Here is a 10,993-nt window from a genome sequence, read left to right on the forward strand (position 1 = left end):
TAAGCGGTGCTCGATCTCAAGGACGCTGAAAACTCACTCTCCTCCAACAAACGGCAACGGCAACCGCGCCGCCCGAACCCCGGCAAGCTGCCGATCAAAATCCGGCAACAGATAATCAAAACAGAAACCCGCACTTTCCAGCTTTTCCCGACGCAACGGATCATCCTCCGCCAACCCCGCCACACAGCGGGCACTGCGCGCCCAGGCGAACGCCAGCAGGCTGGTGGCGCAGAGCTGGAGGAAATCACCGGCAGCGCGATACGGGTATTCACTGTCTTCCGCACTGAACCCGCGAACCTCAGGCAGCAAGGCTTCAAGCCGCTCGCACACCTCACCCAACGCATCAGCAAACACCACGCTGGACGCCCGCCCCGCCGCAACCTCGGCGCGCAACTCACCCAACAGCACGCCAAACGCTTCCCCCCCATCCCCCAGCACTTTGCGCAGCAGCAGGTCGTTGGCCTGAATCTCGTTGCTGCCCTCGTAGATCATCGCAATGCGGCTATCGCGCAAGGTCTGCTCAATGGGGAATTCACCCGTGTAGCCATAACCGCCAAACACCTGCAGCGCCTTGCTCGCGAGGCTGAAACCCTGTTCGGTAAAACTGGCTTTGACGATCGGCGTGAGCAACGCCGCCAGTTGCCCGGCCTTGGCGCGCTGCGCCGGGTCGGCGGATTCGCTGGCGATATCCAGCCAGTGCGCCGCCCAGTAACCAAGGGCACGCATGCCTTCGCTGCGCACCCGCAGCTCCAGCAGGACGCGGCGCATCGCCGGGTGCAGGTGGATGGGGTCCGCCGCTGCGGCCGGCACCTGTTCGGGACGCCGCGGCGCCCGCATCTGCCGGCGTTCCAGGGCATAGTCGCGGGCGCTCTGCCAGGCCGCTTCGGCATGCCCGAGGCCTTGCAGGCCGACATGCAACCTGGCCGAATTCATCATCACGAACATCGCCGCCAGCCCGCCGTGGGCCTCGCCCACCAGCCAGCCCTTGGCCTGATCGAAACGCAACGCGCAGGTGGCGCTGCCGCGAATGCCCAGTTTGTGTTCAAGGCCGTCGCAATAAACGCTGTTGCGCTGGCCGTCGTCGAGCCATTTAGGCACCAGCAGCAAGGACAGCCCGCGACTGCCCTGCGGCGCATCCGGCAGGCGCGCCAGCACCAGATGCAGGATGTCGTGGGTCAGGTCGTGTTCGCCGCCGGAGATGAATAGCTTGTTGCCGCTGACGCTGTAGCTGCCATCGGCCAAGGGTTCGGCGCGGCTGCGCAGCAGGCCGATATCGCTGCCGGCCTGGGGCTCGGTCAGGCACATGGTCGGCAGCGTTTCGCCGCTGATGATGCCCGGCAGGTAGCGCTGCTGAAGCGCCGCAGAGGCGTGGGTCTTGAGGCACAGGTAAGCGCCATGGGCGATGCCGGTGTACATGGCCCAGGCGTGGTTGCTGGCGTAGAGCATTTCCTGCAAGGCCGCGTCGAGCACCTGCGGCAGGCCCTGCCCGTCCAACTGCGGATCGCAGGCCAGCGCCGGCCAGCCGCCGTCGACGTAGGCGCGATACGCAGCGGCGAAGCCCTCGGGCGTGTGCACTTCACCGTCGCTGAAGCGGCAGCCCTGGCGATCACCCGGCCCGTTCAACGGCGCCAGCACTTCGCCGGTAAAACGCGCGGCTTCTTCCAGCACCTGCATCGCCAGTTCCAGATCGACCTCGGCGTAGGCCGGCAGCGCCTGCCAGTCTTGCTCGACCCGCAGCCAGTGTTGCAGCACGAATTGCATATCGCCCAACGGCGCCTTGTAGGCCATGCGTGACCTCATCCTGTGAAGTGCGGGTTTTCGATCAGCAGCGCCATGCCCTGCCCGCCGCCGATACAGGCGGCAGCGATGCCATAGCGCAGGTTGTCGCGGCGCAGTTGCCGGGCCAGGGTCTGCACCAGGCGCAGGCCGGTGGCTGCCAACGGATGGCCGAGGGCGATGGAGCCGCCGTGCACGTTCAGCCGCTGCGGATCCAGCTCCAGCGCCTGAACAACGGCCAGCACCTGGGCGGCCTGGGCCTCGTTGATTTCGAAGCGGTCGATCTGCTCCAGGCGCAAACCGCTGCGCTCCAGCAGCAGGCGAATCGCCGGCGCCGGGCCGATGCCCATGGTGCCCGGCGCAACCCCCACCGCCGTGACCATCAGCAAACGCGCCAGCGGCGGCGTGGAACAAGCCGAATAACGGCAGACCAACGCCGCCGCCGCGCCATCCACCACCGCGCAACTGTTGCCGGCGGTCTGCACGCCACCGCTGTGTACTGCGCGAAGGCGAGCCAGGGCGGCGCTGTCGGTGGGCCGTGGATGGCTGTCGCGATCCACCACGCTGACACCGCGAGGCAGCTCGATGCTGCGCGGCAGGCACTCTTCGGCTTCGAAGGTTTCGCTGCGGACGCTGACGATTTCCTCGTCGAACCAGCCCGCCGCCTGGGCTTCCAGAGCGCGCTGGTGGCTGCGCAGGGCCCAGGCATCCACCGCGTCGCGGCTCAGGCCGTACTCGCGGGCGAGGTTTTCCGCGGTGCCGATCATGTCCACCCCGGCCGCCGGGTCGTACAGCGCTTCCCAGAGAAAATCCTTGAAGCCCACGGGCGCGCCGAGACGGAAACCGCCGCGGTGTTCGTAGGCGGCAATCGGGTTGCGCGACATGGATTCGGCGCCCACGCACAGCACCTGCTCCACGCCGCTGTGCAGTTGTTCGCCAGCCTGGCGCAGCAGCTCCAGGCCGGTGCCGCAGATGCGTTGCACGGCCAGCGCCGGTACGCTTTGCGGCACGCCGCTGTACAGGCCGATATGCCGCGGCAGCATGTAGGCGTCGAAACTGGCCTGGGCCATGCTGCCGCCGAGCACGCTGTCCACCGTGGCCGGATCGACCCCGGCACGGGCCAGCACCTCACGCCCGGCCTTGATCCCCAGGTCGATGGGCGACACCTGCGCCAGCGCGCCGCCAAGATCGGTCCACGGCGTGCGCACGATCTCGACAATCGCCGCGTCCTCGAAGCGGCTGCACAACCCGCCGCCGCTCATGGCCGCACCTGGGCGCGGAGCATGCTCGCGTCCTCGCCGCGGTACAGCGCCTCGACCTGCGCCGCCCGGCGCTGCAACACGGCGCGCTGGTTGATCGAGCCCTTGTCGGTGATTTCGCCGAGGTCGATCGACGGTGCTTCTTCCATCAGCGCCAGCCATTCGATGCGGCTGGCGTTACCTTGGGCGTCGCGGTTCAGGCGCTCCAGCCAGCCGGCGAACCAGGTGCGCACCGCCGCGCTGCCGAGCACCTCGGCGTCGCTCACACCCTCCCCCAACCCGGCCAGTTGCCGACACTCCGGCAGCCGCGCAAACACCAGGATGCCCAGGCACTCACGGTCCGGCGCGGCGACCACGATGTCTTGCACATAAGGCGAGCCTTCCAGCACCGCGCGGTTGCGCAGCGGGCCGACGCTGACGAAGACCCCGGAAGACAGCTTGAAGTCTTCGGCAATGCGCCCGTCGAACATCAGACCAAGCTGGCTCTGGCGTGGGTCGGCGAGCTTCAGGGCGTCGCCCGAGCAATAGAAACCTTCCTCGTCGAACACCTCGGCAGTCTGCTGCGCCGCGCGCCAGTAGCCGGGCATGATGTGCGGGCCGCGGAAGCGCCCTTCCAGTTTGTCGCCCACCGGCACCAGCTTCACTTCGCAACCCGGCGCCGGCAGGCCGATGTAGCCGGCCATGGACAGCGGCCCGGTGGTGAAGGTGCAGGACGGCGAGGCTTCGGTCATGCCGAGGCCGGCCATCATGCGGATGCGTTCGCCGCAATGCTGCTCGGCGACCCGGTCGAGGCGGTCCCAGACGCTTTGCGACAGGCCCGCGGCGGCGAAGAAGAACAGCTTCATGCGAGCGAAGAAACAGTCGCGCAACTCGCGGTCCTGCTCCAGCGCCTTGACCAGTTCTTCCCAGCCCTTGGGCACGGTGAGGTAGGCCGTGGGGGAAATCTCGCGCAGGTTGCGCAGGGTTTCGGCGAAGCCCTGGGGCGTCGGCTTGCCGGCGTCGAGGTAGAAGCTGCCGCCGTTGTACAGGACGATGCCGAGGTTGTGGCTGCCACCGAAGGTGTGGTTCCACGGCAGCCAATCCACCAGCACCGGCGGCTCTTCGGCGAACACCGGGAAGGTCTGCAACAGCATTTGCTGGTTGGCGCAGAGCATGCGCTGGGTGGTGATCACCGCCTTCGGCAGTTTGGTCGAGCCGGAGGTGAAGAGGAATTTGGCTATGGTGTCGGGGCCGGTGGCGGCGAAGGCGGCATCGGCCTTGGTCAGGTCGCCGCTTTGCAGCAGGCTGGCGAAATCCACCGTGCGCCGGCCTGGCAGCGTGCCGCGCACGCTGATCACTGCGACGGATTCGTCCAGCACTGCGTCGATGGCGCGCTGGAACGGTTGGCTGTCGGTGACGAACACCAGGCCCGGCGTCAGCACGTCGCAGACATGCCGCAGCTTGGCGAAATCCTGGGACAGCAAGGCGTAGGCCGGCGATACCGGGCAGTACGGAATGCCCGCGTACATGGCGCCGAGGGCAATCTGCAGGTGCTCGATATCGTTGCCCGAGAGGATCGCCAGCGGCCGCTCGGCGGACAGGCCGAAGTCCAGCAGGCCGGCAGCGATCGCCCGCACCTGCCCGAGCATCTCGGCGTAGCTGATCTCGCGCCAGGCGCCGTCGCCCTGGCGGGCAGCGATAAAGGTCTGTTGCGGACGCACCTCGGCCCAGTGCAGCAGGCGGTCAAGCAGGCGCGCGGGGAGCGGCGCGAGGGGTTCGATGGCACGCATGCGCAGGACGCCGTCCACCTCGCTCACCGCCACTTCGGGATGACCGATGGACACCTGCCGGTAGCGCGGCATTTCGGCACGGGCGTTCGTCCGTGGGCTGGCTTCGGAATTCACGCAGGTTGCTCCTTGTTCTTGTTGTCTGTCGTGCCGCCGCCCGGATGCGCCAGGCGGCGGGTCTTGCTCGACGTGTCAGATCGGGTAGTGCCGCGGGCCGTGCTGCAAGGTGATCCAGCGCAGTTGGGTGAACTGGTCGATGGCCGTGCGGCTGCCGAAGCTGCCGTAGCCGCTGGATTTCACGCCGCCGAACGGCATCTGCGCCTCGTCGTGCACGGTCGGCCCGTTGATATGGCAGATGCCCGATTCGACGCGCTGGGCCAGGACCAGCGCCCGCGAAGTGTCGCGACTGAAGATCGCCGCCGAGAGGCCGAATTCCGAATCATTGGCCAGGGCCAGCAGGGCTTCGTCGCCGTCGCCGCGCAGCACCACCGCCACCGGCCCGAAGGACTCTTCGCGGTACAGGCGCATGCTCGCGTCAACGTTGTCGAGCAGGGTCGGCTGCAGGATGCTGCCGTCCAGTTGGCCGCCGCAGACCAGCCGCGCGCCCTTCTGCACAGCGTCATCGATCAGCGCCTTGATCCGCTCGCCGGCGCCGCTGTCCACCAGCGAACCGAGCACCGAAGCCGGGTCTTGCGGATCACCGGCACGCAGCCCGGCAACCTTGGCCGCGAGCTTGTCGACAAAGGCATCGGCGATGGCTTCGTCCAGCACCAGGCGCTCGGTGGACATGCAGATCTGCCCCTGGTTGAAGTAGGCGCCGAAGGCCGCGGCCTCGACGGCGGCGTCCAGGTCGGCGTCGTCCAGCACCAGGAACGGTGCCTTGCCGCCCAGTTCCAGCAGCGCCGGCTTCAGGTGCCGCGCCGCCAGTTCGCCGACGATACGCCCGACATGGGTGGAGCCGGTGAAGTTGACCCGGCGCACGGCGGGGTTGGCGATCAGCCGCTCGACAATCGCCGGCGCGTCAGCCGGGGCGTTGCTGATGACGTTGACCACGCCGTCGCCGAGGCCGGCATCCTGCAGCACCTGGCCGATCAGCCGGTGCACTGCGGGGCTGAGTTCCGACGCCTTGAGCACCACGGTGTTGCCGCAGGCCAGCGGCATGGCGATGGCGCGGGTGGCGAGGATCACCGGCGCGTTCCACGGCGCGATGCCCAGCACCACGCCACACGGCGCACGCACTGCCATGGCGAAGCTGCCGGGCACATCGGAGGGGATCACCTCGCCGGCGATCTGGGTGGTCATGGATGCCGCTTCGCGCAGCATGCCCGCGGCCAGCTTGACGTTGAAGCCGTACCAGTTGGCCATGGCCCCGGTCTCGCCGGCGGCGGCGATGAATTCGCCGGTCCGCGCCTGCAAGGCGTCAGCGGCGGCCAGCAGACGGCTGCGCCGTTCGTTGGGCGCCAGTTGCGACCAGGCCGGGAATGCAGCGTGGGCAGCGGCGACCGCGGCGTCGGCATCGTCGAGGGTGGCGGCGGCGACCTGCGACACCACCTCGCCGGTCACCGGATTGCGCCGCTCGAAGGTTCGTCCATCACTGGCGAGGCACGACCGCCCGCCAATCAGTAAAGGCACCTGCAACATGGTCATTCCTCTTTGTTGTCGTTATCGGGAATTGCCAAACACTGTCACGAACCGGCGGCGCCGCACAGACGCCGCCCATCCTGCTCAGCGCTTGTAAGCCTGCAGGCCCGGCTTGATGCTCTTGTCGTCGAGGAACTGCTTCATGCCCTGCTCGCGGCCGCCTTCGGTGTCCAGCAGGCGCGACTGGTCGAGCTTGGCGTACAGGTAGTCTTCGTTCTGCTCCCAGGTCAGTTCGCGGCAGCGCTTGAAGCCATGCTTGGCGGCGCGCAGGACCACCGGGTTTTTCTCCAGCAGGTTCAGCGCCAGTTCGCGAGTGGTTTCGCGCAGTTGCGCCAGCGGCACGCTTTCGTTGACCAGGCCCATCTCGGCAGCTTTCGGCCCGCCGAAGGTCTTGCCGGTCATGATGTAGTACAGCGACTGGCGATGGCCCACGGTGTCGGCCATGGCCTTGCTCACCAGGTTGCCCGGCGGGATGCCCCAGTTGATTTCCGAGAGGCCGAAGGTGGCTTCGTCGGCGCAGATGGCCAGGTCACAGGCCACCAGCGGGCTGAAGCCGCCACCGAAGCACCAGCCGTTGACCATGGCGATGGTCGGCTTGGCGTACATGCGCAGCAGTTTCCATTGCCATTGCGAGGCTTCGCGGCGGATTTTTTCCTGGAGGATTTCCGGGCCGGCGTCCACTTCGCGGAAGTATTCCTTGAGGTCCATGCCGGCGGTCCAGGCTTCGCCGGCACCGGTCAGCACCAGCACGCCGGCTTCAGGATCCTGCTCCAGGGTTTCCAGCACGTCGACCATCTCGCGGTTGAGGGTCGGGCTCATGGCGTTGCGCTTTTCCGGGCGGTTCAGGGTGACCCAGGCGATACCGGATTCCAGTTCGACCTTGACGGTGGTCCAGCGGCCTTCGTAGTTGCTCATGTGTTTGCACTCTTGTTGTTCGTGGGCGATGTTCAGCAAGCTAATGGAGCAAATTAGTTATGTCAATTAACTATTATGAAAATTATCTTTCTTGTAGACCTCTTGGGCTGGCCTCTTGGTAAATCCTGGCTAGCCAGATGCGGCTCATGCAGGCAGACTAGGTAATTTTCTTATCCATGGTTCAAGGAGTCTGCTTCCCGATGGCAAGGTCCGCCCGCAAAACCGATACCCTCCCCGAGTCCGATGCCCCCGCTGCGGCGCTGGATGCGTCCCTCGAAGACCTGATCGGTTACGCCCTGCGCCGAGCCCAGTTGAAGCTGTTCCAGAACCTGATCAGCCGCCTGGCGGTGCATGACCTGCGCCCCGCGCAGTTCTCCGCGCTGGCGATCATCGAGCAGAATCCCGGCCTGATGCAGGCCGACCTGGCCCGCGCCCTGGCCATCGAACCGCCGCAGGTGGTGCCGCTGCTGAACAAGCTGGAAGAACGCGCGCTGGCGGTGCGTATCCGTTGCAAACCGGACAAGCGCTCCTACGGCATCTTCCTCAGCAAGAGCGGCGAGACGCTGCTCAAGGACCTCAAGCAGATCGCCTCCGACAGCGACCACGACGCCACCGCGGCGCTCGACGATGCCGAGCGCGCGGAGCTGTTGCGGTTGTTGAAGAAGGTTTATCAGTAGCAAGAATCCGCTGACTGGCGAGGACTGTGCAGGAGCGGCTTCAGCCGCGATCGACGGCAAAGCCGTCGCAGAGACCCTCGCCAGCCCAGGGCATCGCCCCCTTACCAGATCGGCAGCGTGTAGGTGACCAGGAAGCGGGTCTGGTTCTCATCGCGGAACGCCGCACCCGTGGGGAAGTCGTTGCGGTAGATCGACTTGCGCGCCAGCAGCCCGACGTTCTTCAACGGCCCGCTCTGGATCACATAACCCAGTTCCATCTGAAACTCGCGCTCCTTGCGATCGTCGGCGTTGAGCGACGCCAGTTCGATATGGTCCCCGCGCACATAGCGCAGCCGCCCCTTCAGCCCCGGCACGCCGACCGCGACAAAGTCGTAGTCGTAGATCGCCTGCCAGGTGCGTTCCTTGGCGTTGAGAAAGTCCGAACTCATGGTCAGCTCGCTCATGCCCATCAACTCGGTGCCCGAGACATAAGGCGTGGCGGTGTCGCCCGTTGAATGCATGTAGCCAATCCCCAGTTTGTGCCCACCCAGGCGGTAACTGAGCAGCGCCGAGAGGTTGCGGTTGTCCACCGCGCCGGCCCGCGCCTGGCCGTCTTCGCGGCTGAAGAAGCTGCGCAGGTCGGCGCTGAACGTGCCGTCACCGATGGCCTGTTCGTACAGCGCGGCCAGGGTGTCCTGCTGGTAAAGATCTTCAAGCTCGGCGTGATACAGACGCACGCCCAGGGCCTTGGTGAGCTGGTAGTCGGCGCCGGCATAGGCCATGTGTGATGAAGTTTGCGCGCCCTTGAAGCGGCCATTGGGCGAAGCAATCGCCATGCGCTCGTAGCTGGTGGAGTCACGCTTGTTGATTCGGTCGAGGTAACCGGCGTTGACCGTCAGGCCGTCGATCTCCTTCGACACCAGGGTGGTACCGCGAAAGGTCTGCGGCAGCAGGCGCGAAGGGCTGGCGAAGGCGAACGGCAGGAAGATCATCACGTCGCCGCTCTTCACCGTGCTCTGGCTCAAACGCAGCTTGGCGGTCAGCGCCAGCCGCGAATAGTCGTCGGCGGCCACGCCGTCGCTTTTCGAGACCGGCAACAGTTCGGTGCCACTGCGCGATGGCGCCGAGTCCAGTTTCACCCCCAGCAGGCCACGGGCATCCAGGCCGAAGCCCAGCGGCCCTTCGGTAAAGCCCGATTCGATATTCAGGTTGAAGCCCTGCGCCCACTCGCGGGCCGCGCTCTTCGCGCCGCCGTCCTTGTAGTCGCGGTCGAGGTAGTAGTTTTTCAGGCCGAGGGTGGCGTGGCTGTCTTCAAAAAAGCCGGCGGCCATGGTGTGGCCGCTGGCCAGGGCGACAGCCAGGGCGAGGCTGCCGGACGCAAGGAAGCCGGGCGTAGCGCGGGTGTCACGAACGCATTCATGCATGTTGGGTTGTCCACTCTTGTTGTTGTTTTTTTGGCATCGAGACAGCGTGTCAGGCGCCGTCTCGCAGCGGAGAATGGAAAGCCCTTGAGGCCTCGTCAACGGCCAATGACCGATAATCGAACATTAATTTTATTAACTATCTCGTACAGAGCAGGCTGCTTTCCCCTACCCGGCGCGTCTAGCACAGCGCTTTCAGATGCTAAAAGGCCAGCGAAAAAAAGCGCTGTAAATTTAGTTATATTTGTTAATCTTATTTTCGCGTTGGACATCACCGACGCAGCAAAACAACAACAAGAAATGAGGCCATGCCATGGACACTTCATCGCGTCGTCCGACGCTGACAATCGCTTTGTGTTTCATCGTCGCGCTGATCGAGGGTTTCGACCTGCAATCGGCCGGCACCGCAGCCGCCGGTCTGCGCCAGAGTTTCGAACTCGATCCGAAAATGCTCGGCTGGGTGTTCAGCGCGAGCATCATCGGCCTGTTGCCGGGCGCCTTCTTCGGCGGCTGGCTGGCCGACCGCATCGGGCGCAAGAAAGTGCTGGTGGCCGCGGTCATCCTGTTCGGTGTGTTTTCCCTGTGGACGGCCTACGTCGGCGACTACAGCCAGTTGCTGCTGGCGCGCCTGATGACCGGCCTGGGCCTCGGCGCCGCCCTGCCCAACCTCATCGCCCTGTGCGCCGAGGCGGTGGGTGAAAAACGCCGCAGCACCGCCATCAGCATCATGTATTCCGGCGTGCCGCTGGGCGGCGCACTGGCCGCGGTGGTGGCGATGTTCGCCCACGACCACTGGCAAATGACGTTCATCATCGGCGGCCTGGCGCCCTTGCTGGCCGTGCCGCTGATGCTGGTGTTGCTGCCGGAATCGAGTGCGTTCCAGCGTGCCGCCGGCCCGGTGCAACGGCCGTCCACCTCGACCGCGCTGTTCGGCGACGGCCGCGGCAGCGCCACGCTGATGTTGTGGCTGAGTTACTTCTTCACCCTGACCGTGATGTACATGCTGCTCAACTGGCTGCCGTCACTGCTGATCGGCCAGGGCTTCAGCAAGCCTGAAGCCGGTCTGGTGCAAATGCTGTTCAACATTGGCGGCGCAGTGGGTTCGCTGCTCGGCGGCGTGCTGCTGGACCGCGGCAATCCGGTACGGGTCACGCTGTGCATCTACGCCGGACTGCTGGTGGCACTGGCGGGCCTGGGCCTGGCGGTGGGTGTAACGGCCATGGCCATCGCCGGCTTTGCCGCCGGGCTGTTCGTGCTGGCGGCGCAACTGGTGCTTTACGCCCTGGCGCCGCCGCTTTACCCGACCGCCGTGCGCGCCACCGGTGTTGGCGCGGCGGTCGCCATCGGTCGCCTGGGTTCAGTCAGCGGGCCGTTGGCGGCCGGGCAGATCCTGGCGGCGGGCGCCGGAACTGCCGGCGTGTTGCTGGCGGCCTCGCCGGGCCTGGTGGTCGCGGCGCTGGCGGTGCTGCATGTGCTGCGGCGCTCGGGAGACGGCGCCGGGTCGGCGGTGCCGGTGCAGAACGCTGGGTCCTGAGACCGCTTCGGCGCTGATCGCGAGC

Annotated in this window: 8 protein-coding genes; 2 read left to right on the plus strand and 6 right to left on the minus strand. The window is 66.1% G+C overall.

Annotated elements, in window-relative coordinates; all coding sequences use genetic code 11:
* Window positions 1–33: 33 nt before the first annotated feature.
* The 5 genes from NTD88_RS04465 to NTD88_RS04485 form a co-directional block, all read right to left on the minus strand.
* A complete protein-coding gene (locus tag NTD88_RS04465) occupies window positions 34–1,788 on the minus strand; it encodes an acyl-CoA dehydrogenase (protein WP_262153767.1) in 1,755 nt (584 codons plus the stop codon).
* Window positions 1,789–1,796: 8 nt separating this feature from the next.
* Entirely contained in the window at window positions 1,797–3,038 is a 1,242-nt protein-coding gene (locus NTD88_RS04470) for a thiolase family protein (RefSeq protein WP_262153768.1), read from the minus strand.
* On the minus strand, window positions 3,035–4,876 hold the full coding sequence (locus NTD88_RS04475) for a feruloyl-CoA synthase (RefSeq protein WP_262153772.1): 1,842 nt from the start codon (window positions 4,874–4,876) through the stop codon (window positions 3,035–3,037). Before NTD88_RS04475 ends, NTD88_RS04470 begins: the two co-directional genes overlap by 4 nt.
* A 117-nt stretch (window positions 4,877–4,993) precedes the next feature.
* Window positions 4,994–6,442: an aldehyde dehydrogenase gene (locus NTD88_RS04480; RefSeq protein ID WP_262153769.1), complete on the minus strand. Its 1,449-nt coding sequence runs from the start codon at window positions 6,440–6,442 to the stop codon at window positions 4,994–4,996.
* 84 nt (window positions 6,443–6,526) lie between these two features.
* Window positions 6,527–7,357: a p-hydroxycinnamoyl CoA hydratase/lyase gene (locus NTD88_RS04485; protein ID WP_262153770.1), complete on the minus strand. Its 831-nt coding sequence runs from the start codon at window positions 7,355–7,357 to the stop codon at window positions 6,527–6,529.
* A gap of 200 nt (window positions 7,358–7,557) precedes the next feature.
* Between NTD88_RS04485 and NTD88_RS04490 the strand changes: the two genes are divergently transcribed.
* Window positions 7,558–8,034 (plus strand): MarR family winged helix-turn-helix transcriptional regulator, encoded by a 477-nt coding sequence (locus tag NTD88_RS04490; protein WP_095157330.1) that lies wholly within the window; start codon window positions 7,558–7,560, stop codon window positions 8,032–8,034.
* 101 nt (window positions 8,035–8,135) lie between these two features.
* Here the strand turns inward: NTD88_RS04490 and NTD88_RS04495 are convergent, their stop codons facing one another.
* A complete protein-coding gene (locus NTD88_RS04495; RefSeq protein WP_262153773.1) occupies window positions 8,136–9,344 on the minus strand; it encodes an OprD family porin in 1,209 nt (402 codons plus the stop codon).
* A gap of 403 nt (window positions 9,345–9,747) precedes the next feature.
* Here NTD88_RS04495 and mhpT point away from each other — a divergent pair, with 403 nt between their 5' ends.
* Entirely contained in the window at window positions 9,748–10,968 is a 1,221-nt protein-coding gene (gene mhpT, locus NTD88_RS04500; protein WP_262191709.1) for a 3-(3-hydroxy-phenyl)propionate transporter MhpT, read from the plus strand.
* The last annotated feature ends 25 nt before the right edge of the window (window positions 10,969–10,993 follow it).

Source organism: Pseudomonas sp. 20P_3.2_Bac5 (genome assembly GCF_025466035.1).
Classification (GTDB): Bacteria; Pseudomonadota; Gammaproteobacteria; order Pseudomonadales; family Pseudomonadaceae; genus Aquipseudomonas.

Coding starts and splice junctions, on each gene's coding strand:
- NTD88_RS04465 (WP_262153767.1), bottom strand. CDS start 1,788: ATGGCCTACAAGGCGCCGTTGGGCGATATGCAATTCGTGCTGCAACAC.
- NTD88_RS04470 (WP_262153768.1), bottom strand. CDS start 3,038: ATGAGCGGCGGCGGGTTGTGCAGCCGCTTCGAGGACGCGGCGATTGTC.
- NTD88_RS04475 (WP_262153772.1), bottom strand. CDS start 4,876: ATGCCGCGCTACCGGCAGGTGTCCATCGGTCATCCCGAAGTGGCGGTG.
- NTD88_RS04480 (WP_262153769.1), bottom strand. CDS start 6,442: ATGTTGCAGGTGCCTTTACTGATTGGCGGGCGGTCGTGCCTCGCCAGT.
- NTD88_RS04485 (WP_262153770.1), bottom strand. CDS start 7,357: ATGAGCAACTACGAAGGCCGCTGGACCACCGTCAAGGTCGAACTGGAA.
- NTD88_RS04490 (WP_095157330.1), top strand. CDS start 7,558: ATGGCAAGGTCCGCCCGCAAAACCGATACCCTCCCCGAGTCCGATGCC.
- NTD88_RS04495 (WP_262153773.1), bottom strand. CDS start 9,344: ATGGCCGCCGGCTTTTTTGAAGACAGCCACGCCACCCTCGGCCTGAAA.
- mhpT (WP_262191709.1), top strand. CDS start 9,748: ATGGACACTTCATCGCGTCGTCCGACGCTGACAATCGCTTTGTGTTTC.